The 20463-nt window shown below is 63.5% G+C and carries 20 protein-coding genes; 7 read left to right on the top strand and 13 right to left on the bottom strand.

Annotation, left to right across the window (positions count from 1 at the left end; genetic code table 11):
* The gene (locus SKC41_RS26670) at nucleotides 1-636 is read left to right on the top strand and encodes an HD domain-containing protein (protein ID WP_330980705.1); all 636 of its coding nucleotides are present in this window, start codon (nucleotides 1-3) and stop codon (nucleotides 634-636) included.
* A gap of 3 nt (nucleotides 637-639) precedes the next feature.
* Here the strand turns inward: SKC41_RS26670 and SKC41_RS26665 are convergent, their stop codons facing one another.
* The gene (locus tag SKC41_RS26665; protein WP_330980704.1) at nucleotides 640-1062 is read right to left on the bottom strand and encodes a DoxX family protein; all 423 of its coding nucleotides are present in this window, start codon (nucleotides 1060-1062) and stop codon (nucleotides 640-642) included.
* A gap of 50 nt (nucleotides 1063-1112) precedes the next feature.
* Between SKC41_RS26665 and SKC41_RS26660 the strand changes: the two genes are divergently transcribed.
* Entirely contained in the window at nucleotides 1113-1451 is a 339-nt protein-coding gene (locus SKC41_RS26660; protein WP_330980703.1) for a DMT family transporter, read from the top strand.
* 125 nt (nucleotides 1452-1576) lie between these two features.
* Complete coding sequence (locus tag SKC41_RS26655) at nucleotides 1577-2287, top strand: hypothetical protein (RefSeq protein WP_330980702.1); 711 nt, start codon at nucleotides 1577-1579, stop codon at nucleotides 2285-2287.
* Here the strand turns inward: SKC41_RS26655 and SKC41_RS26650 are convergent.
* On the bottom strand, nucleotides 2284-3117 hold the full coding sequence (locus SKC41_RS26650; protein ID WP_330980701.1) for an alpha/beta fold hydrolase: 834 nt from the start codon (nucleotides 3115-3117) through the stop codon (nucleotides 2284-2286). The two genes, SKC41_RS26655 and SKC41_RS26650, sit on opposite strands and share 4 nt — an antisense overlap.
* Before the next feature lie 200 nt (nucleotides 3118-3317).
* Between SKC41_RS26650 and SKC41_RS26645 the strand changes: the two genes are divergently transcribed.
* Nucleotides 3318-4391, top strand: a complete 1074-nt coding sequence (locus SKC41_RS26645; protein ID WP_330980700.1) for an NAD(P)-dependent alcohol dehydrogenase — start codon at nucleotides 3318-3320, stop codon at nucleotides 4389-4391.
* A 368-nt stretch (nucleotides 4392-4759) separates the two neighbouring features.
* On the opposite strand, the gene SKC41_RS26640 is transcribed toward SKC41_RS26645, so the two are convergent.
* The 9 genes from SKC41_RS26640 to SKC41_RS26600 form a co-directional block, all read right to left on the bottom strand.
* Nucleotides 4760-5626, bottom strand: coding sequence for a 3-hydroxyacyl-CoA dehydrogenase family protein (locus SKC41_RS26640; RefSeq protein WP_330980699.1), 867 nt, complete (start codon nucleotides 5624-5626; stop codon nucleotides 4760-4762).
* Nucleotides 5627-5642: 16 nt separating this feature from the next.
* Nucleotides 5643-7058 carry an NAD(P)/FAD-dependent oxidoreductase gene (locus tag SKC41_RS26635; protein WP_442931812.1) on the bottom strand — a complete coding sequence of 472 codons (1416 nt, stop codon included), beginning with the start codon at nucleotides 7056-7058 and terminating at the stop codon, nucleotides 5643-5645.
* Nucleotides 7055-7954, bottom strand: coding sequence for a 3-hydroxyacyl-CoA dehydrogenase (locus tag SKC41_RS26630; protein WP_330980698.1), 900 nt, complete (start codon nucleotides 7952-7954; stop codon nucleotides 7055-7057). Before SKC41_RS26630 ends, SKC41_RS26635 begins: the two co-directional genes overlap by 4 nt.
* 44 nt (nucleotides 7955-7998) lie before the next feature.
* Nucleotides 7999-8142 carry a hypothetical protein gene (locus SKC41_RS26625; RefSeq protein WP_330980697.1) on the bottom strand — a complete coding sequence of 48 codons (144 nt, stop codon included), beginning with the start codon at nucleotides 8140-8142 and terminating at the stop codon, nucleotides 7999-8001.
* A 27-nt stretch (nucleotides 8143-8169) separates the two neighbouring features.
* Nucleotides 8170-9123, bottom strand: coding sequence for a 3-hydroxyacyl-CoA dehydrogenase NAD-binding domain-containing protein (locus SKC41_RS26620; protein ID WP_330980696.1), 954 nt, complete (start codon nucleotides 9121-9123; stop codon nucleotides 8170-8172).
* A gap of 29 nt (nucleotides 9124-9152) precedes the next feature.
* Nucleotides 9153-9935 (bottom strand): crotonase/enoyl-CoA hydratase family protein, encoded by a 783-nt coding sequence (locus SKC41_RS26615; RefSeq protein WP_330980695.1) that lies wholly within the window; start codon nucleotides 9933-9935, stop codon nucleotides 9153-9155.
* Nucleotides 9932-11173, bottom strand: coding sequence for a CaiB/BaiF CoA transferase family protein (locus SKC41_RS26610; RefSeq protein WP_330980694.1), 1242 nt, complete (start codon nucleotides 11171-11173; stop codon nucleotides 9932-9934). Before SKC41_RS26610 ends, SKC41_RS26615 begins: the two co-directional genes overlap by 4 nt.
* Nucleotides 11174-11185: 12 nt before the next feature.
* Nucleotides 11186-12406 carry an acyl-CoA dehydrogenase family protein gene (locus tag SKC41_RS26605; protein ID WP_330980693.1) on the bottom strand — a complete coding sequence of 407 codons (1221 nt, stop codon included), beginning with the start codon at nucleotides 12404-12406 and terminating at the stop codon, nucleotides 11186-11188.
* Between the two features lie 295 nt (nucleotides 12407-12701).
* The gene (locus tag SKC41_RS26600; protein WP_244890050.1) at nucleotides 12702-13313 is read right to left on the bottom strand and encodes a QsdR family transcriptional regulator; all 612 of its coding nucleotides are present in this window, start codon (nucleotides 13311-13313) and stop codon (nucleotides 12702-12704) included.
* 255 nt (nucleotides 13314-13568) lie between these two features.
* Between SKC41_RS26600 and SKC41_RS26595 the strand changes: the two genes are divergently transcribed.
* The 3 genes from SKC41_RS26595 to SKC41_RS26585 all read left to right on the top strand — a co-directional run bounded on the left by SKC41_RS26595 (nucleotide 13569) and on the right by SKC41_RS26585 (nucleotide 16749).
* Complete coding sequence (locus SKC41_RS26595) at nucleotides 13569-14333, top strand: SDR family NAD(P)-dependent oxidoreductase (RefSeq protein ID WP_239722501.1); 765 nt, start codon at nucleotides 13569-13571, stop codon at nucleotides 14331-14333.
* 10 nt (nucleotides 14334-14343) lie between these two features.
* Complete coding sequence (locus tag SKC41_RS26590) at nucleotides 14344-15870, top strand: WS/DGAT/MGAT family O-acyltransferase (protein WP_330980692.1); 1527 nt, start codon at nucleotides 14344-14346, stop codon at nucleotides 15868-15870.
* A 66-nt stretch (nucleotides 15871-15936) separates the two neighbouring features.
* On the top strand, nucleotides 15937-16749 hold the full coding sequence (locus SKC41_RS26585) for a helix-turn-helix transcriptional regulator (RefSeq protein ID WP_330980846.1): 813 nt from the start codon (nucleotides 15937-15939) through the stop codon (nucleotides 16747-16749).
* On the opposite strand, the gene SKC41_RS26580 is transcribed toward SKC41_RS26585, so the two are convergent.
* Together SKC41_RS26580 and SKC41_RS26575 are read right to left on the bottom strand one after the other, a co-directional pair.
* On the bottom strand, nucleotides 16746-19610 hold the full coding sequence (locus tag SKC41_RS26580) for an MMPL/RND family transporter (protein WP_442931811.1): 2865 nt from the start codon (nucleotides 19608-19610) through the stop codon (nucleotides 16746-16748). The two genes, SKC41_RS26585 and SKC41_RS26580, sit on opposite strands and share 4 nt — an antisense overlap.
* The gene (locus SKC41_RS26575; protein ID WP_442931810.1) at nucleotides 19589-20050 is read right to left on the bottom strand and encodes an MmpS family transport accessory protein; all 462 of its coding nucleotides are present in this window, start codon (nucleotides 20048-20050) and stop codon (nucleotides 19589-19591) included. Before SKC41_RS26575 ends, SKC41_RS26580 begins: the two co-directional genes overlap by 22 nt.
* Nucleotides 20051-20463 lie beyond the last annotated feature (413 nt).

The raw sequence follows: 20463 nt of genomic DNA, 5'->3' as shown, positions 1-20463 counted from the left end.
ATGCAGGTCATATCCACTCTCCCGGACACCTCCGTCGCTCAAGCCGCCATCCGATTGGCACAGTCGACCGAGTCGCCGTCGGTGTTCAACCACAGCGTGCGCAGCTACCTGTTCGGTGAGCTGATCGCCGCGCACGAGGGCATGCGCGCGGGTGCCGATTACGACGCGGACGCCCTGTTTCTTGGATGCGTGCTGCACGATCTCGGTGTCGGCTCCGCGGCGCCGGGTAAGGAAAGGTTCGAGGTCGAAGGCGCTGACCTCGCGGCGGCGCTGCTGACCGAACACGGCTGCGAGCGCGTGCTCGTGGACGGCGTGTGGGAGGCCATTGCCTTGCACACGTCGATGGGCATCGCCGACCGGCGCGGAGCGCTGTGTCATTTGGTGCGCAGCGGTGTGGGTGCGGATTTCGGCCGCGACGCCGAATTCATCGACGAGGAGATCGCCGCCGGTATCCACGCCCGCTACCCGCGGTTGTCCATGGCGAGCACGTTGATGGATGCGATCGTCGCGCAGGCACAACGCAGCCCCGAGGCGGCGCCGCCCTACACGTTTCCCAGCCAGGTGCTGCGCGAACGCCAGACCGACGGCATCACCCTGCTGGAACTGGCGGCCGCGCATGGCCGTTGGGGCGACTGATCCTCAGCGTCGGCGCCGGGCGTCGATCGAATAGCGGCCGCCGCCGACGAAGACCAGCAGGAAGAAGCCAAAGCAGAACAGAATCGCCGGCGTTCCGGCGTTGCCGCCCGGTGGATCACCGATCGGCCACAGCGCATGCGGCTGATGCATCCAGAAGTAGGCGACCGCCATTGTGCCCGAGGCGACGAATGCCGCGGCACGAGTGAATAATCCGGCGCCGACCAGTAGTCCCGTAACGAATTCGATGAGCCCCGCGTACCAGCCGGGCCACGAACCTATCTCAATGGGACCCGGCGTGGCCACGGGCCAGCCGAACAGGATCATCGAGCCGTACCCGGCGAACAGCAAGCCGTAGACCAACCGGAACAGGCTCACCACCACCGGCGCGTAGCTGTCGAGGCGGTGATCGAGATTTGTCGTCGTCACCCGGCCAACGTTACGGGCGTGGTCGAGAAGCGTGGTGTAGACACATCCGTATGCAAGGAGCCGCTGTCACCTACCTGCTCCTGTTCGGAGCGATCATCGCTGAAGTGGTGTCGACCAGCCTGCTCAAGAGCACCGAAGGTTTCACCCGTCTGTGGCCTACCGTGATCTGTTTGGTCGGCTACGGCGCCTCTTTCGCACTGCTGGCGTGGTCGATCCAGCGGGGCATGCAGACAGACGTCGCGTACGCGTTGTGGTCGGCGATCGGAACCGCGGCCATCGTGCTGATCGCGGTGCTGTTTTTGGGTTCCCCGATGTCGGTGACGAAGGTCGTCGGCGTCGGGCTGATCATCGTGGGGGTGGTCACCTTGAACCTGTCCGGGGCCCACTGACGACCAGTTGCGTCCAAGCTGGCGAGCGCTGCCATAGCCGCAGCCGGCTCGATGCCCTCGCGCGCGTTCGGCATCCAGATCAGGACTCCAAGATTTCGTAGAGGCGCCGACGAGAACCTTTTCTCATGATCAGGATTGCGACCGTGGCCCGCGCCGTTGCCGTTGCGGTGCTGACCGGTGCGGCGGCGCTCGGGTTGGCGGTGGGCACAGCCCAGGCCACACCCGGCAATCCACCCAGTGGTGTCGGGACGCTTTACGGCGACCCCGCCGCGGCCGCCCGATTCTGGCGCTACCAGCAATACGACGACGACTGCGTCGAGGTGGCGGTCGCCGACGTGGTCGGGGAACTGACCGGCACGCAGCCGTCCGAGCACGAGATCGTCAAACTGGCTCAATCAACGCCCAGCAGCGTGCACCCCGGGCCGATCTACCAGAAGCCGAAGCGACGCAAGAGCGGCGAGGGCACCTCGTTCGACGATGAGCCGGCCCTGCTGGCGCACTACGGAATCCGCGCCGTGAGCACCGACAAGTCAAGCGCCGCATCGACCCACGTTCCGACGGGCATATTGGCACTCGAGCAGGATCTGGCCAAGGGCCGCAAGGTCATTGCCGGGGTCAACGCCGAAGTCATCTGGGGCGAAGCCGTCGTGGACAAAGACTCGAACGGGGAACCGCTGGCCAACCACGCCGTGGTGGTCACCGGTGTCGACACCGCGGCCGGCATCGTGCACCTCAACGACAGCGGCAGCGAGCAAGGCCGCGACGAACAGGTGCCAATCGACGTCTTCATCCGCTCGTGGGATGGCAGCGACGAACAGATGACGGTCACCAGCTAGGCGCGACAGGTCAGCGGCGCGCTCAGCAGGCGGGTCAGGGCGTCGGTCACCTCAGCAGGGCGTTCCTCCATGATGTAATGGTCGGCGCCTCGCAGGCGGATCAATTCGGCGTTCGGGATGCGCTCGGCCAGTTCGCGTGCGGTGCGCAACGGGACATACGGATCGCGGTCGCCCCAGATGACGGAGACCGGGCAGGCGATGGTCCCGAGGCCGTCGGCGAGCCATGGGACCGCGGGCACCCGATAGTGCGCGAAGAATTCCCAAAACGTGCGCTTGCCTTGTGCAGTGTTCATCCAGCCCAGGTATTCGGCTTCCAGTGCGGTGTCGAAGCAGCCGGTTTCGCGGTAGCGGGCCAGCGCCCGATGGTGGATCGCGGCCAGCGGCAGATGTCGCGCGATCGCGGATGGCAATGGGCGGGCCGCGATCCAGTGTTGGCCCTGCGAAAAGCGGTAGAACCACGGGCGGAAGATGCCATGCGCGCGGGTATTCAACAGACCGAGTCGCAGCACCCGTTCGGGGTGGCGAATGGCGTAGCCGAGTCCGATGAAGCCGCCGTAATCATGGGCGCACAGGTTGAATCGTTGCCACCCCAACTGCTCCACGAAGCGCTCGATCCGCTCCACTTCGTTGTCATAGGTGGGTGCGGTCGCCGGCGGATCAGACCGGCCGAAGCCCGGCCAGTCCGGCGCCACAACTTGATGGCTGCCGGCAAGCGCGGTGATCTGGTGGCGCCAGCAGGACGAGCTCTGCGGGTAGCCGTGCAGCAGCAGCACCGGCTCTCCGCTGCCAGCAGCCACTCCGAACACCCTGCGCCCGTCGACATTCCACATCCTCACAACGTATTCGAATCCGGGCGCTGCCCGAGCCCGCACATCGAGACGGGCGGCGCTCCATTACGGACAACACAAGTTGCTGTTGCCAGCGCGATTGTTTGCTGGCATTGTCAAATTCAAAGCGGCTGTATCACAACATTTCTCAAGACCGCCCGGGGCGGGCGGGTGTCTGTGCCGCGCCGAAAAGGGGGAACGTGATGAAGATGCGGGCGGCGCGGATGCACGCTTACAACGAGCCGCTGCGGCTCGAGGAGATACCGGTGCCCGACATCGGCCGCGACGAGGTCCTGATCAAGGTGGCAGCCGCCGGTATGTGTCGCAGCGACTACCAATTGGTCGACGGCTATTTCCGAGAGGGCTTTCCGCTCACGTTTCCCATCACGCCGGGTCATGAGGTGGCCGGACGAGTGCATGCCGTGGGTGCCGAAGTGCCCGCATCATCGGGTCTGACCGAGGGGACGCTAGTCGTGGTCAACCCGAATTGGGGTGATGGCCGATGCCGGCAATGTCGCGAAGGCAACGAGCAGCTCTGCGCTGATGGGCAGCTCGCGGGTTTCGGGCCGCCCGGTGGTTTCGCGGAGTACATGCCGGTACACGCCCGTCACGTCATCGCGGTACCAGAGCAGGCCGATCACACCCCGCGGATGCTGGCCCCACTGACCGATGCCGGGCTGACCCCGTACCGCGGCATGAAGAAACTCCTCGCGGCCGGGAAACTCGGCGCGGGCGGCACCGTCGTCGTCAACGGCATCGGTGGCCTCGGGGGCTACGGGGTGCAGTACGCCCGACTGCTCGGCGGCGGGGCGACGGTGGTGGCATTCGCCCGCAACGATGACAAGCTCGCCGTCGCAAAGGAAAACGGCGCCCACCACACCGTCAACACGCGAAACAAAACGGCCGAAGAGGTGCAGAACGAACTGGAAGACCTGACCGGCCGCCGGGAGGTCGATGCGGTGCTGGACTGCGCCGGCGCCAAAGAGTCTTTGGAGCTTGGGTTTTCGATCTTGGGCAAGGAAGGCGCGCTCACCTGTGTTGGCTTGATCGGACAGAGCGGTGCGCAGGTACCCATTTTTCCATTCGTGAGCGGAGAGAAGTCATACTCCGGATCGTTCTGGGGCAACCACAACGACCTGACCGAGGTTCTTGCGCTCGCCAGCCAGGGTCTGATCAAACACCACATCGTCCCGGTCAATTTGGACGACATCAACGAACGCCTCGACGCGTTGGGGCGCGGCGACGTGGTCGGACGCGCGGTCGTCATCTTCGACTGAACTAAGCGGCGTCCTGGGCAGGTCTCGGGCGTCTGGTGGTCATAGATTTGCTTGTGTTGTCGATCCGGACCGTCCACCACGATTCACCGAAAATCGGCGTTCTGGCACACGAGGGCACAGCCTTTCGAGCCTGAGCCGCAATGCGTTTCCCATGGGCGCGACGAAGCGCGTCAATCTGCGCTATGTGACGCTTCCGTTCGTCGGTTGCTTTTCTGGGCTCACGTACGATAGCGACATACAAGGCAATGAGCACGCCAATTGTGGTGGCAAAAGCTCCGATCGCTTGGATTTCCTAAAGCCATAAAGTCGCTGGATTCACACCGGTTGCGGTGCCTTGCGCGCTAACGGGCACCGTGCACAGTAGCGGGTCACTGGCCATAGTCGTCGTAGAATCCGGCGCCGGACTTGACCCCTAACCGACCCTGCTCTAGATACCGTCGCAACACCTGGCGGGGCCCTTCGGGGTACTCCGGGTGTTCAGCGCAATAGTGCTCTTCGATATCCAGCACAACGTCGAGGCCGACCTGATCCATCATCCGAAATGGTCCGGCGGCCGAGCCGTTGTTGATTCGGTACATCTGGTCGACCTCGTCGGGTGTGGACACACCTTCGGCGACGACCTCGAGCGCCTCTCGTTTGATTGCGGCCCAGATCCGGTTGTAGATGAATCCGGTGCTCTCCCTGCGAGCTTCGAACGGGTAGAGCCCGAACCGGGGCAACGTCGCCAGCACGAAGTCAATGACGTCGCGGTCGGTCTGGCCGCACGACATGACGTCCACAGCGTTCTGTTTCGGCGGCATGTAGAAGTGGATATTCAGGACGCGTTCAGGGTTGAGAACCTTTTCCAAAAACAGCCGGCTCGCGTACGACGACGAATTGCTGGCGAGGATGGCGTCGACGGCCGACAGTTCGTCGAGTTGTCCGAACACCTGCCGTTTCAGCTCGAGCCGCTCGGGAATCGCTTCGATGACCAGCCACGCACTGCGCACCGCATCGCCAAGGTCCGCAGTGACCGAAACCTGGCCCGGTACAACATCGTTCAGCTGCTCCGTCAGCGCCGGCAGGTTCTGCGTGACGAAACCGACGGCGGCGCGGCGCTGCTCCTCCGCGAGGTCGTAGATCCGCACGTCAGCACCGTGCGCGGCGAACATCAACGCGATGCGGCGACCGAGCGTGCCGGCGCCGATAACGGCTACCGGCCGACTCGCGAAGTTGGTTGGCAGGTTGAAACTCATCTCTCTCCTAGTCGTGTTATGCGGCCTCGACCGCTACATCGGGTGGGGTGAGCCGCTCGACATACTGTCCGGCGTGGGCCTGCCGCTCGGTCATCGTGAGCTGGCCTCTGTCCATCGCGAGGAAAGTCGTCGTCCACGAAATGACAGCGGTTATCTTGCTTTTGAAGCCGACAAGGTAGACCAGGTGCACCAACAACCACGCCAGCCAGGCGAGGAAGCCGCCCAACTCCAGCGGACCGACCTTGGCGACCGCCGAGAAGCGCGAAACCGTGGCCATGGAGCCCTTGTCGAAATAATGAAACGGTTCGCGCACGGCATAGTGAAGAGGTTCGCGAACGACATAATGGAACAGTTCGCGCACGCCAGGGGTCGTGGCCTTGAGCTCCGCCCTGATGGCCCGCGCTGCGTACTTTGCGCCTTGGATGGCGCCCTGCGCCATGCCGGGAACTCCGGGCACCGAGGCCATGTCACCTATGATGAATACGTTTGGATGGCCGGCAACGGTCAAATCGGGTAGTACCATCACGCGACCCGAACGATCGACTTCGGCACCGGCTTGCTCGGCGATCTGCTTGCCCAACGGGCTCGCCGAAACCCCGGCCGACCACACCTTGCAGGCGGATTCGATGCGGCGGGTGGTGCCGTCGGAGTCCTTGACCGTCAATCCGTCACGGTCGATATCGATGACCGTTGCCCCCAGCTGTATCTCGACACCCATCTTCTGCAGCCGCGTCTGTGCCTTACTTCCGAGGTTGGCGCCCATTGGCTGCAGTACCGCCGGTCCCGCGTCGAGGAGGATTACCCGTGCGTCTGTCGGGTCGATATGGCGGAACGCAGCTTTCATGGTTTGGGTTGCCAGTTCGGCGATCTGGCCCGCTAACTCCACCCCGGTCGGACCCGCGCCGATGACGGTGAAGGTCAGCAACTTCTCGCGGAGGGCCGGATCGCTGGCCCGCTCAGCGAGCTCGAACGCGCCCAGGATACGCCCACGCACTTCGAGCGCATCGTCAATTGTCTTCATGCCCGGCGCGAACTCGGCGAAATGGTCGTTGCCGAAATAGGATTGGCCAGCCCCAGCCGCGACGATCAGGCTGTCGTACTCGGTCTGGTAGCGCTGCCCGAGCAGCTCAGCGACCACATAGCGTCCGACCAGATTGATCTCCACGACATCACCGAGCAGCACCTCCGCGTTGCGCTGGTTGCGGATGATCCTCCTTGTGGCAGGGGCGATCTCGCCCTCGGACAGTATTCCCGTAGCCACTTGGTAGAGCAGCGGCTGGAACAGGTGGTGCTGGGTCCGGGCGACAATCGTGACATCGACCGGAGCATTCTTGAGCGCTTTCGTCGCGGCCAGCCCTCCGAAGCCCGAACCGATGACGACGACGCGATGTCGCCGGCCAGTCCTGTCAATGCTGTCGGGCATGACGGTCATGCTGGGCTCCTCTCGGGTAGCTCGGCGTAGGCGATGCCGGTGAGGTTGCCCTGGACAGCCCGGATGGGTCGATTGCTCGAGCCGTCGAGGGCGGCCGCCCACACGTTGCCGCCGAGGTCGGTGACGAACATGCGGTTGTTGGCTGGATCGAGCGCGATACCAATGCCTTCCATAAGGTGAGTCAATACGATTTCGGGTTCGGTGACGCCGATGGTGTCCAAGTGGGCCCGGTTGACGGTGTTGCCGTTCGGCGGGTCACCACGGTCGGTCCAGTACAGCATTCGGGTGGAGTGGTCGATTTCGAGGTCGATCGGCTCGGGCAGGTCTTTGAATACCACCTCGATGTCACTGCGGTTAGGCGCGGTCTCGCCTGTGGGAAGGTCGATTCCGGCCCGCAGGATCCTGCCGAGACCCGCGTCGCTGGGGCCCTTTTGCGTCCAGTAGAGATGCCCGCCGACGTGGTCGACTGCGACCCCGACGCACCAGTTCGTTTCATCGCGACGGTCCTCGTCGCTGTGCCCGGTCTGCACCAGGGTTTCAACGTTTGATCCGTTAAGGTCGCAGCGCATCACTCGCATGCCCTCACGGTCACCCCAATACAGCTTGCGCCCAATGGCATCGAGATGAAGCTGCTTGGGGGTATAGGTGCCACCGCTGGGAACGATCGTGGTGCGATTGCCTCCGTTGAGATCCACGCGTTCTATTGAGCCGTCGTTCAGCGGCGGGACCCCCATGTTCGTCCAATAGATGTGGCCGGCCTGTACATCGACCGCAACACCATCGGGGATGGGGCACCCGGTAACGATGAACGTCTTGTCGGAGCCGTCGGGGTTGATTGAGAACAGCCGTCCGTCACCGCTGGCTTCCAGCACGAACAATTTTCCGTTCGCAGTCATGATTCATCCTTTCAATCTGAGCGCGTGTCAATGTCTTTGGCGCACTATTCGGCAAATCCCGTTGTCGTCGGACGCTGATGCGCGATGCCGGGGTCCGGCTTCGTGCCGTCTCGCGACACCAGCGCGTAACCCGCGAGGCCGAAGGCTATGGGTATCATCGCCGATACCTCACACATCGCGCTCAACATCATTCTCTCCTTACATCGCAGTACTTTTCATGATTTCTCGACGGGAGATGACCCGCATTCGGCGCGCACTGCGAGCAGCCCGAACAGCATGTCGTCGCGTTCGGCGGCCAGTTCGTCGATTGATCGCCCATCGGCTTCTTCGAGGACGCCTTTGACGATCTGGTGGGCCAGCTCCGGGGTGAGTTCGGGGTTACCGAGTCCGGGCCAGCCGGCGGCCATGCGCGGCATCAGGTGTTCCATGAAGTGTTCGATGCCGCCTTCGCCGCCGCCGAGGTGCCAGAGCAGGTTGGGTCCCATGACGCCCCAGCGCAGGCCGGGGCCCCACGACACCGCGTCGTCGGCGTCGTTGACGTCGAGGACACCTTGGCTGATCAGATAGACCACCTCCCGGTACAGCGCCGACTGCAGGCGGTTGGCGACGTGGCCGGGCAGCTCCTTCTTCAGATGGATGGGCTTCTTGCCGATCGAGGCGTAGAACACCATTGCGTCCTGGATGGTTTGGGGAGCCGTCTTTGTGCCACCGACGACCTCCACCAGCGGGATGATGTGCGGTGGGTTGAAGGGGTGACCAATCACCGTCCGCTCCGGGCGCCGGCACTCGGCCTGCATCACGCTCATCGTGATGCCCGACGAGCTCGAGGCGATGATCGACTCGGGCGGGGTGGCGTCGTCGATGTCGGCGAACAGCTTGACCTTCAGCTCCGGGCGTTCGGGCGCGTTCTCCTGCACGAAGTCGGCGTCCGCAAGGGCGGACTTCAGGTCGGAGGTGAACTTCAGCCGGTCCGGGGAGGCACCGGGCGACAGTCCCAGCGTCTGGGCCCCGTCCCAGGCACCCTCCACGTAGGACCGAAGCGCAGCTTCGGCACCCGGCGCCGGATCGGTTGCCGTGACATCGAAGCCCCGGGCGAGGTAGTGGGTCGCCCAACTGGCGCCGATGGTGCCGGTACCGACAATTGCGATGTGTTGCACAGACTTTTGCATGATCGTTGCTCCTTTACTGCTGTTGGTTGTCAGCGCCCGCGCCAGACGGGGGCACGTTTTTCGGCGAACGCGAGCGCTCCTTCGTGCGCGTCCTCGGTGTCGAGGAGGCCGTGAGCGTCCTTGTCCTGTCGCTGGAACGCCTCGGCGTCATCGAGACCTTGTGTTTCCCTTAGGACCTTCTTGACCCTTGCCAATGCCAGCGGTGCGTTGACGGCGATGCGCGCAGCGAGTGATTGCGCCCCTGCCAGTGCGGCCCCGGATTCGGTCAGCTCGCTGACCAGCCCGTACGCCTTGGCTTCGACCGCCCAGATCGGCTCGCCGGTGAGCAGCACCTTGACCGCAACGTGATAAGGCATGCGCTGCGGAAGGCGGATGACGCCGCCCTCGCCGGCGATGAGTCCCCGTTTCACCTCGGGTAGGCCGAATTTGGCGTCCCGGGCCGCGACTATCAGATCGCAAGCCAGGGCCATTTCGAAGCCACCGCCGAGCGCCCATCCTTCGACGGCGGCGATCAGCGGCTTGCGTACCTCGGCCCGGGTGATTCCGCCGAAACCGCGACCGGGCAGGATCGGGGTCTGACCGTTGGCGAACGCTTTCAGGTCCATGCCCGCGCTGAACGTTCCGCCGGCGCCGGTGAGCACGCCCACCGACAGCGACGGATCTGAATCCAACAGATCCAGCGCGGCCGCCACCTCGACGGCGACCTCGCGGCTGACGGCGTTCTTCTGTGCTGGACGGTTGAGAATGATCGTCAGCACGCCGTCACGACGCTCGGTGAGCACCAGATTCGTTGCTACTTCGGTTGTGGTCATTTCACTGTCTCCTGTTCTGGGGCAACGGGAATCGCTCCCGCGGCTGCCAGTTGGCTGATGTCATCCGCACTGAATCCCAGCTGTGCGAGGATTTCGGCGTTGTGCTCTCCGTGCCCGGGTGCCCGCCGGGAACGAACCCTGGTCAGCCCGCGGAGAGTGATCGGGTTGTTGACCGTGTACTCCAGGTCAGCCGCTCCCTCAATCGGCACGACGATCTCGGCGGCACGCAACTGCGGGTCCTCGGCCGCTTCCTCGGGCGTCTGGATGATGCCGTAGGGAATGCGAGCCTCATCGAGGACCTCTTTCCAATGCGCCAGGGGTTGGGCACGGAATTCGGCGTCGAGCAGAGCCGCCAATTCAGCCGCGTGCTTGCTGACAGCCTGAACGTCGCTGAAGCGCGGATCGGACAGTAGGTCCGAGCGCCCGATGGCGTTGGCCAAAACCGAAAATGCGGATCGCTTGGCGGCCAGCATGATCCAGCGGCCGTCACCGCACTCATACGGATTCGTCAGCGCGTTCACCGGCTTGTTGCGGTCATTCAGTTCGTACGGCTTACCGCCGGCCAGGGCCGCCGATACCAGCGTTCCGGTCGCCCACACCCCGGTGGCCAACAGCGAGGTGCCGACATTGGCACCCCGCCCCGTGCGTTCGCGGTGATACAGCGCGGTGGTGATCGCCCCGTAAATCGCGACGGCGGTGGTGTAATCGCCGCTGCCCCAAGGTGGAGACGTGGGCGGTGCACCGGCATCGCGGGTCGAGGCGAGCAGCCCGCTGCGTGACCAGAAAGCGGTCAGGTCGAACCCGGGCAGCCTGGCATCCGGGCCGGCATCGCCGAACCCGGTGATGTCGGCGTAGATGATCCGCGGGTTCCAGGACGACACCTCGTCGTAGCCGAGGTGAAGGCCCTCGCGAGTGCCGTGCGGGAAGTTGGTGATCAGCACGTCGGCCCATTCAACGAGACGCTTGAGGATCTGCGTCCCACCGTCGGACTTCAGGTTGATCGACATCCCGCGCTTGTTGCGGTTTGCCAAGTGCCAGCTGTAGTTCCCGAGTGCCGCCGGGCTCGGGGGGACCGAGCTCAGCAGGCGCTGGGGGTCACCCATGCCCGGTGCCTCAACCTTGATCACGTCAGCCCCGAAGTCTGACAGCATCGTTGCTGCCGCGGGTGCGGCGATAAAGCTCGCCAGTTCAACAACTTTCAGGCCGGAAAATACGGACTGCGTTGGTTGCGTTGTCATTTTGTCATCTCCTTAAACGAACGCGCTCAGGCCGGTGACCGATTTGCCGACGATCAGGGTCTGCATCTCGCGGGTGCCCTCGTAGGAGTACAGCGCCTCGGAGTCGGCGACGAACCGGCCAATGTTGTAGTCGAGGACAATGCCGTTGCCGCCGAACAGCTCCCGCGCCCAGTGCACGGTCTCGCGCATCCGTGAGCAGCAGAAGGCCTTGGCCAGCGCGGACTGCTCATCGCGGTAGACACCTTCGTGCTGCAGCTGAGCCAGGCGCACCATCATCCCAGCGCACGCTGTGGCGTTGCCGAGCATCTTCACCAACAGGTCCTGGACCATCTGGAACTTGCCGATCGGCCTACCGAACTGCGTGCGCTCCTTGGCGTATTGCAGTGCAAGCTCGTAGGCGGCGAACTGGACGCCTACCGCCTGCCACGCCACACCGCTGCGCGTCCGGCGCAGGATTTCGGCGGTGTCGCGGAACGAGTTCGCGTTCGGCATCCGATTGGCCTCCGGAACCCGGCACTCGTCGAGCACGATGTCGGCGTTCTGCACGATGCGCAGCGCGAACTTGTTCTCGATCTTCGTGGCGGTGAAACCGGGTGTGCCCTTCTCCACCACGAAACCCAGCACCCGGTTCGTCTCGACATCGCGGGCCCAGACCACGACCAGGTCGGCGAAGGTGGCGTTGCCGATCCAGCGCTTGGCGCCGTTGAGCACCCACTCGTCACCGTCGCGACGGGCGGTGGTCTCCATCCCGCCCGCCACGTCGGAGCCGCCGTGCGGCTCGGTCAACGCGAATGCGCCGATCTTCTCGAAACGGCTCATCGCAGGCAGCCAGCGACGCTTCTGCTCGTCCGATCCACAAGTGAGGATGGAGCCCATCGCCAGCCCGGAGTGCACCCCGAAGAACACCGAGAGCGACGGGTCGGCGTGAGCCATCTCCATCGCGGTGATGCCCGTCATCAGGTTGCTCGGCGCAGGATCCGACGAGTCAGGATCGGCCCAGTCCAGCAGGCCCAGCTTCGCGAACCCCTTGACGAGCTCGTGCGGGAACTCGGCTCGCGCCCAGTAGTCTTCGACGACCGGGGCGGCCTCCGCGCGGAAGAATTCGCGGATGCGGGCGACCTTCTCCCGCTCTGCATCTGACAGCAGCTCCTCGTAGGAGTAGAAATCGGCCGGCAGCAGTCCGCGCTCCAGATACGGCTGGGGAGTCGAAGGCAGCGTCACTGTGGTGGTCATGACATCCTCTCTTGCTCGGTGTTGTGGGTGGGTCTCGCCGATTGGCTTGTCGGCCACTAGCCCATACGTTCACCATCCGCGCTCTGCGAATGAGCTGGGGATGCCGCCTTTATCCCCGGTACTGACAGGGACAGGCTTACGCGCTGGTCGCGCGGCGAGGCATTACCAGGCGGGCTGGTTCTTGCTGAGCCGCTTCATCAGATTTGCGCACCCGCCACAATCGGGGCGCGAACGCAGACGCCGAATTTGCATAAGTGTTGTGGCAGTGAGCGTTAACCGTACGCGGCGAGAGGAGTCAATCGGTATCGGAGTCGTGGTGTCCGAGAAGTGCCCCGACCGCTAATTCCGCCATTGCGATATCAGGTTCCTCGCCGGTGATGTATTCGGCGTACAGGAACGACTCGACGATCCGGAGGATGAGGTAGGCCAAATCATGCAGCGGAAGTCTTGAATGCAGGTTGCCCTGTGAGACTTCGTCCTTGAGTAGGGTCTCGATGGCGGCCACCAGGCCCCCCTGCACTGGGCCGGCGCGGGTGGTGAGAATTCTCAGCGCACGTTCCGGCTCTCGTCGCAGAAATTCGCGAAGGAAGTCGGCTCGGTCGAGCATGGCCGCAAAGTGGCCGATCGCCCCGGTGATGCGCTGCGCCCCGTTGCCGTCGGAGGCCTCGACCGCGGCAGTAAGCGCCGGCTCAGCCAGCGACCACAGAATCTCGCCGAGCAGGTCATCGCGCCCGCCGACCCAGCGAAACAGGGTGGCACGGTTTACGCCGAGTTCATGGGCCAGTTCCTGCATTTCGATGCGGCGCCCGGCCGTGAACCACCGCCGGGCTACTCGGAAGGCGGTCAAGGCATCAGGCTTGCGCTCCTCCGCCAACATGCGGGAGAGGGGCGTTTCGGCATGCGGCATATGCACCAGACTAGCAAATGTTGCCTACCGTTGGGCCAACCACGCGTGAAATAGTGGCCATGACGACGTATGAGATCACCAACTCCGTTATGTACGAGCGCATTACGCGAACCTTTGGACTCAGGCGGCGCGGTCGACCGGAACACCGCCGTGTGATAGATGTCGCATTAGATGCATATATGCAACAGATACAAATATGATGCATAGTGTTGGAGAACGGGCGTGGGCCCCGTTCGGACCTAGAGGAGTGTCGCTATGCCCGTGCTTGACCGCTTTCGTATCGACGACCGGGTGGCCGTCGTCACCGGCGCGTCCAGCGGCCTCGGAGTTGCGTTCGCGCAGGCCCTGGCCGAGGCGGGCGCCCATGTGGCGCTCGGCGCCCGGCGCGTCGACCGGCTGCAGCAGACACGTGCGCGGGTCGAGGCAGCCGGCGGAAAAGCTGTCGCGGTCCCAACGGATGTGACCGACCCCGGCGACTGCCGCGCTTTGGTGCGCGCCGCGCTGGATGAATTTGGGCGGGTGGACATTCTGGTGAACAACGCCGGGGTGGGAACCGCAGTGCCGGCCACTCGCGAGACTCCGGACCAGTTCCGATCGGTCATCGACCTCAATCTCAACGGCTGCTACTGGATGGCCCAGGAATGTGGTCGCGTGATGCAACCGGGCAGCTCGATCATCAACGTCAGCAGCGTGCTGGGCTTGACCACTGCGGGGCTGCCGCAGGCCGCCTATGCGTCGTCCAAAGCGGGGTTGATCGGCCTGACCCGCGACCTTGCCCAGCAATGGACCGGGCGCCGGGGTATCCGCGTAAACGCAATCGCGCCGGGCTATTTCGCATCCGAGATGACCGACCAGTTCGAGACCGAATACTTCGACTCAGCGATCCTGCCGCGCACACTATGCGGGCGTCTCGGTGAGCCCGAAGAACTCAGCGCCGCACTGCTATTCCTCGCCAGCGACGCCAGCAGCTACATCACCGGAATCACGCTGCCCGTCGAAGGCGGAATGCTCACCACGTAAGGAACCATTCGTGAAGCAACTCAGCGGCCTGGACGCGACGTTTCTGTACATGGAGACGCCGACGACCTTCGGGCACGTCACGGGATTGATGATCTTCGAGCGGCCCAGCGCAGACTACGACCCATTCGCGGCTGTCTACGCCAAGTACGCCTCCCTCGTCGGACAGATCGAGCCACTGCGCCGCCGCCTTGTCGAGGTGCCATTCGGGCTGGACCATCCGTACTGGGTAACCGACCCTAAACTCGACCTCGACTTCCATATCAGGGAAATCCATCTGGCCAAACCGGGCATGGTCGATCAACTGGCCGATCAGGTTTCCCGGATTGTCGGTCGCCCCATGGATCGGACGCGTCCGCTGTGGGAGGTCTATGTCGTCGACGGCCTGCACAGCGGACGGTGGGCGCTGCTCACCAAGTATCACCACGCCACCATCGACGGGGCCGCCGGGCAGCTCATGCTGAAGATCCTCACCGATCCCGACGCCGACGCGCCAGCGCCGGGCAGTGGCCCCCTTTGGGTGACCGAGCCTGTGCCGAGCACCGTGGAGCTGTTGCGGCGCACCGCGGTCCAACTTGCTCGAAATCCGTTCAAGGCCATGCGGATTCAAGCACGTCTAGTTGGCAAGGTCGCCCACGCCGCAGGTGTCAACAGCGTCAGCGGCGCGGCCGGGCAGGCCGGGGCAGCGGTCAAGGCCGTCGCCCGGCTCGGTCGCCCCGACGGGCCCCGCATCTTCCCGACGACGCAGGCGCCACCGACCCCGTGGAACAAGTCGATCACAAACCATCGCCGATTCGCGATGCGCACAACATCTTTGGCGAATGTCAAGGCGCTCAAGAACGCCACCGGAGGCACCGTGAATGACATCGTGATGGCAATCTGCGCGGGCGGGCTCCGCCAGTATCTGCTGTCTCATGACGCGCTGCCCGAGCGGCCGCTGCGCGCCATGGTGCCGGTGTCGACCCGCACCGGTGACGAGGACGACCCATGGACCAACCGTGTCTCGGCCCTCGTCGCCGAGTTGCCGACCAATTGTGCCGACCCGCTGGAACGCATCGCCCGATGCAGCGAGGCGATGCAAAACGCGAAGCGCACCCTCGACATGGTGCCGGCCGATGAACTGGTCGACCTGACCCAGCTCTCCACCCCGGTGCTGACCACCTCGGCGGTGCGACTCGCGTCGCGGCTGCGGTTGGCTGATCGTTTCGCACAGCCGTTCAACCTGGTGATCTCCAACGTGCCGGGGCCGCGCCAGCCCATGTATATCGCGGGCGCCCGACTGTGCCATCAGTTCCCGGTGTCAATCGTCACCGACGGACAGGGACTCAATATCACCGTGGTGAGTTACCTCGACAGACTCGATTTCGGCTTCATCGCCGACCGCGACCTGGTGCCCGATGTGTGGGACCTCGCCGACATGCACATCGACGAGATCGGACGGTTGTTCGAAGCCAGTAGGGCGGAATGGGTGCAACCGCCGCGACCGCCTCATCCTCGACACGGGCGGGTGAGACGCGACCAGCCCGACGCCATCTGCTGAGCTGCAGCGTCGTTAGCAAAGTATCGACAGTTCACCAGCGGGCAGGTTTAGACTCGAACGGTGGCGATGAAAGCCAACGCGCTGGGTGATTACCTGCGCGCCCGGCGCCAGCAGGTGCGGCCCGAGGACGTCGGCCTGGTGCCGGGGGCGCGGCGCCGTGTCGAGGGTTTGCGCCGCGAAGAGCTGGCAATGCTGGCCGGAATCAGTGCCGAGTACTACCTGCGATTGGAAGTGGGCCGCGACAAGAACCCATCGCAGCAGGTTATCGACGCGCTCGCCCAGGCGTTGCGCCTCGAACCCCTGGCCAGGCAGCATCTGCAGTACCTGGCCGCTCCGACCGGGTCAGATCTGTGTCATGTGGAAGCAGCACCGGCCTACGCATTCCCAGAGGTAATCAATCAGTTTTTGATACCGGCCGCCCTGGTCAACAGGTACTTGGATGTCATGGCGGCAAATCCGATGGCGCGCGCGCTGTCGCCTGAGTTCACACCCGGACAGAATTTCCTGCGCTGGCGCCTGCTAGACCCCGCCGCCCGGCAGCTCTATGTCAATTGGGACGACGCAACAGCAAGTGCCGTCTCTGGTTTGCGCGACCTTGGCGGTCGCTGGCCGGAGGAACCTCGCATGCGGGCTCTGGTTGATGAATTATGTTCTGCCAGTGATCGTTTCCGCGAACTATGGCCGCGCGCGGATGTGGGTTACCGCTTGGGTATCCATCACTACCGTCATCCGCTCGTCGGCGAGCTTTATCTGCACCGGAGCAGGTTGAACGCTCCGTATCCAGGGGGTGAGCACGTGGTGATGTATCGCGCCGAGGCGGGCAGCGTCTCGGCGCAGGCACTCGACGAACTCCGGCGCCTGTCGACCCCGGCTGGCTAGCGCGCCACGCCAAGGCCGGGGCTCCTTCGAATCTTTTGGGGCCACCAGAACCACGGACCGAGTATCCGGGCAAGCGGCATCACCAAGAAAAGACGCACGATCATCATGTCGAAAATCAACCCGATACAGATCGTCGAGCCCGCTTGGCCGATGTTCACGACGTCGCTGGAAAGCAGCGCAAGCATCGTGCCGGCAAGGACGAGGGCCGCGGTCACCACGACGTTTCCGGAGCCCGCCATCGCCCGAATCAGGCCGGTCCCGAATCCGGCGCCAATCTCCTCTTTGTAGCGCGATAGCAGCAGTAGGTTGTAGTCGCAGCCCACTCCGACAAGAACAATGAAGGAAATCGGAATCGTCAGCCAGTGCAGTTGTATGCCCAGGAGTGTCTCCCACACAAAGGTAGCCAATCCTAAACTTCCTGCGAAAGAAAGGATTACGGTGATGAGCACTACGACTGAGCCAACCAGCGCCCGGGTGATCACCAAGACGATGATGAACACCAATCCCAACGTCGCAAGCATCATGATAATCAGGTCGTTGTACGAGAAGTCTTCCACGTCACGGTAGTTCGACGCGGCACCGGCTACGTATAGCTTCGCGTTCGATAGCGGCGTGCCCTTGATGGATTCTTGCGCCGCAGCGGACACATCCTTGATCTGTTTGATTCCCTCCGGGCTCATCGCCTCACCCTGGTGATAGACGATGGTGCGGGCGCCCCTGCCATCGGGGGTCATGAAGAAGTCCATGCCGACCTTGAAGTCGGGCGTGGTGAGTGCGTCGGGCGGCAGGAAGAAAAAGTCATCATTCTTTGCGGCATCGAAAGCCTGGGCCATGTCGACCAAGGGGTTAATGAAAACGTCCAGCTGTGGGATGATCGCATGCAGCGTGCTTTGGAGCGTGAGCGTCAGCGACCGTATTGACTCTAAATTTGTTGCGAGGGTGTGTATCTGGGTGATGATCCGCGGGGTGACCGTGTCGATGATCGTGAGGCCGTGTACCTCATTCCCGAGCTCGTTGGTTATCTCGTCGACGCTGTCGACGGACTCCAGGAGGGACCGAAGTGCCCAGCATATCGGGATGTCGAAGCAGTGTTTCTCCCAGTAGAAGTAGCTGCGCATGGGCCTGGAGAAGTCGTCGTAATCGGCGAGGTGATCTCGGGCTTCCTCGCTGAAAGACTTTAGCCGCTCGGCGGATTCGCGCGATATGTGGGTGCCAACGCTCAACTCTTGGGTGATGTCTTCCAATCGCCTGGTTGATTCGATCACGGCTCCCGTCTTGGCTGCCAGCGTGTCGATGTCGGCGATGCGATCACGCAGGAAACCGATGTTTTCGCCGAGTTTCGTCCCCATGGCACCCAAGGAATACGGGAGTGAAGCGTGTTCGATCGCTCGGCCGTTGGGTCTGGTGATGCCTTGCACCAGCGCGATACCCGGAAGACGGACGAGGCTCTTGGCAATTCGGTCCAGGGTGATCATGTCGGTGGTGTTGCGCATGTCGTGATCGGATTGCACGTAGAGAACATCGGTGGACAGTTCACTTTTGGGGAAGTGTCTGTCGGAGGCGGCATAACCTTTGCTCGACTCGACGGTGGTGGGCGCGAAATCCCGGTCGTTATAACTGACCTTGTAGGTCGCGAGATTCAAGATCGCCAACGGGATCACCAGGATCGCTATCGCCAGCACCGCCGCCGGCCATCGGGCGATAGCAGTCCCCAGCCTGCGCCACATGGGGCCCGTCGGCCGCGGTGCCTCTAGGTATTTGATCTTGCTGCCCAAGGTAAGCAGGGCGGGGCCGAGGGTGAGCGCACCGGCAACGGCGACCACCATCGCGACAAAGCAGGGCGGTCCCAGCGTGCGGAAGTAATTCAGCTTGGTGAGGCTGAGGCAGAGCGTCGCACCCGAGATCGCCATGCCGGATCCCATGACCACGTGAGACGTGTTCGCCACCGACGTGTAGTAGGCAGCCTCTTTGTCGAAGCCTGCTCGCCGCGCCTCGTGGTATCGACCGAGATAAAAGATGCCGTAGTCCGTGCTGACACCCAGCACCAATGCGACCACCATATTGGTCGCGAACGACGAGATCCCAAGCACGTGGAGCCCGACGAGAAACGAGACCACGCCTCGTGCGGTCGCCAACGTAATGAGCACGCCCGCCAGCGGTATCAATGCACGCGTAATCGAGCGGTAGGCCAGAAGCAGCATCACGATGATCAAGATGATCGTCACGATCGTCAGCGTGGTCAGGCTCTCGTCGGCGGCGTGCAGAGTATCTGAAGCGAGCGGAGAGGGTCCGCTGACATAGACATTGAGGCCGCTCGGTTTTGGAACCTTGGCCACGATGTCTCGGATTGCGTTGATCGAGTGGTTCGAGCTGGCATCGCCCAAATCGCCGGTCGGGCGCACTGTTAGCGTTGCGGCTTCGGCGTCGGCGCTCTGCTGCCCCGACATCGTCACCGGCTTGCCCCACAGGTTCAACAGCGACTGCACGTGCTGTTTGTCTTGCTGGAGCCGGCGGACCACCTCGTTGTAATACTGATGGTCTTGTTCACCGAGCTTGCGGCCCTTGGTCTCGAAAAGTATGACGGCGGCACTGGTGTAATCCGATTCGTGAAATGCCCTTCCTTGCAGGATGGCCGCCTGCGACGACGGCGCGTCGCGAGGAACTTCGGCCTCGGCATTGGCCGCGGTATTCACCTCAATGGACGGTACGAATACGTTCGTCACGATCGCGGCCAGTATCCAGAGGATGAGAATCGGAATCGCCAGCGCGCGAAGTGCTTTCGCGACGCGAGGCCGCTTCACCCGTTCGGCGTCCGGGCGTGTGTCGGGCGGGGCGGTGCTCATGCCGCCGTCACCGTGCATGCGACCGCCGCCGAGTCGTGAGTAACCGAGTGCTGATCGCGGACCTGGCCGTCGACAAGGATCCGACAACCCACCGAATCGCCGTCGACCTGTGCGACAAGACTCAACGTGGCCGAGGACGCCATCGTCGTTTCCGAATGAGACCAGGGCAGCGACGCAAGCGTGACTTCGATCGGCCGGCTATTGAGATCCGCGTACGTCACTTTGCCGCCGCCGCCGAGCGCTCCAAAGACCTCGTAGGTGACGTTCTTTGGATTGATCTGCACGATGGTCGCGGGAATGGTGGGTGTGGCGGGCGGGTTGCTGATCGCGTCGGACGAGCGTCGAACCATGTTCACGCCGTAGACGACGACGGTGGCAACAACGAGGATGACCGCTAGAAGCCATAGCTTGCTGAAGATTTGGCCGATATTTCGCCGCTTGGGCCGCCTCGTATCCACAGCCAATACCTTTCGACCCGGGTATGACCGCCGACGAGGCGCCGCGTGATGCCAGCCCCGTGGCTCAGCGCCGTTGCTGCCACCCAGTCGGTGTGTTTGCAGAGCCTACAACCACTTCGCCAATTCGCCCAGAGCGAAATCTGTCCACAAACCCGATCCTGTCCCTGCCACTACTGGGGATAAATGCGGCATCCCCAGCCGATCGCCGGGGCGCGGATGGTGGATACACGGCCCGCAGTACGGGCTTTTTGGAACATCAGACGACAGGGAGGATGCCGTGACTGCCACCGTGATGTTGCACGCACGGCCCCGCGCGGAGGCGGCCGACCGGCGGCATGGGGTTGTGTCCACCGGTTCGGGTCTCGCTCGGCTGACCGCGACACGGGCGCTCAAGCATTCGGAGATGAATGCTG

The organism is Mycobacterium sp. 050128 (assembly GCF_036409155.1).
GTDB lineage: Bacteria > Actinomycetota > Actinomycetes > Mycobacteriales > Mycobacteriaceae > Mycobacterium.
This window is presented reverse-complemented; position numbering and strand designations above follow the sequence as displayed.

Bases quoted from the DNA above. Each gene is read 5' to 3' on its own strand.
- SKC41_RS26670 (WP_330980705.1), top strand. From the start codon at position 1: ATGCAGGTCATATCCACTCTCCCGGACACCTCCGTCGCTCAAGCCGCC.
- SKC41_RS26650 (WP_330980701.1), bottom strand. From the start codon at position 3,117: ATGTGGAATGTCGACGGGCGCAGGGTGTTCGGAGTGGCTGCTGGCAGC.
- SKC41_RS26600 (WP_244890050.1), bottom strand. From the start codon at position 13,313: ATGCCGCATGCCGAAACGCCCCTCTCCCGCATGTTGGCGGAGGAGCGC.
- SKC41_RS26595 (WP_239722501.1), top strand. From the start codon at position 13,569: ATGCCCGTGCTTGACCGCTTTCGTATCGACGACCGGGTGGCCGTCGTC.
- SKC41_RS26655 (WP_330980702.1), top strand. From the start codon at position 1,577: ATGATCAGGATTGCGACCGTGGCCCGCGCCGTTGCCGTTGCGGTGCTG.
- SKC41_RS26630 (WP_330980698.1), bottom strand. From the start codon at position 7,954: ATGACTGCGAACGGAAAATTGTTCGTGCTGGAAGCCAGCGGTGACGGA.
- SKC41_RS26610 (WP_330980694.1), bottom strand. From the start codon at position 11,173: ATGACAACGCAACCAACGCAGTCCGTATTTTCCGGCCTGAAAGTTGTT.
- SKC41_RS26605 (WP_330980693.1), bottom strand. From the start codon at position 12,406: ATGACCACCACAGTGACGCTGCCTTCGACTCCCCAGCCGTATCTGGAG.
- SKC41_RS26635 (WP_442931812.1), bottom strand. From the start codon at position 7,058: ATGACCGTCATGCCCGACAGCATTGACAGGACTGGCCGGCGACATCGC.
- SKC41_RS26640 (WP_330980699.1), bottom strand. From the start codon at position 5,626: ATGAGTTTCAACCTGCCAACCAACTTCGCGAGTCGGCCGGTAGCCGTT.
- SKC41_RS26620 (WP_330980696.1), bottom strand. From the start codon at position 9,123: ATGCAAAAGTCTGTGCAACACATCGCAATTGTCGGTACCGGCACCATC.
- SKC41_RS26580 (WP_442931811.1), bottom strand. From the start codon at position 19,610: ATGCACGGTGACGGCGGCATGAGCACCGCCCCGCCCGACACACGCCCG.
- SKC41_RS26625 (WP_330980697.1), bottom strand. From the start codon at position 8,142: ATGTTGAGCGCGATGTGTGAGGTATCGGCGATGATACCCATAGCCTTC.
- SKC41_RS26660 (WP_330980703.1), top strand. From the start codon at position 1,113: ATGCAAGGAGCCGCTGTCACCTACCTGCTCCTGTTCGGAGCGATCATC.
- SKC41_RS26645 (WP_330980700.1), top strand. From the start codon at position 3,318: ATGAAGATGCGGGCGGCGCGGATGCACGCTTACAACGAGCCGCTGCGG.
- SKC41_RS26585 (WP_330980846.1), top strand. From the start codon at position 15,937: ATGAAAGCCAACGCGCTGGGTGATTACCTGCGCGCCCGGCGCCAGCAG.
- SKC41_RS26615 (WP_330980695.1), bottom strand. From the start codon at position 9,935: ATGACCACAACCGAAGTAGCAACGAATCTGGTGCTCACCGAGCGTCGT.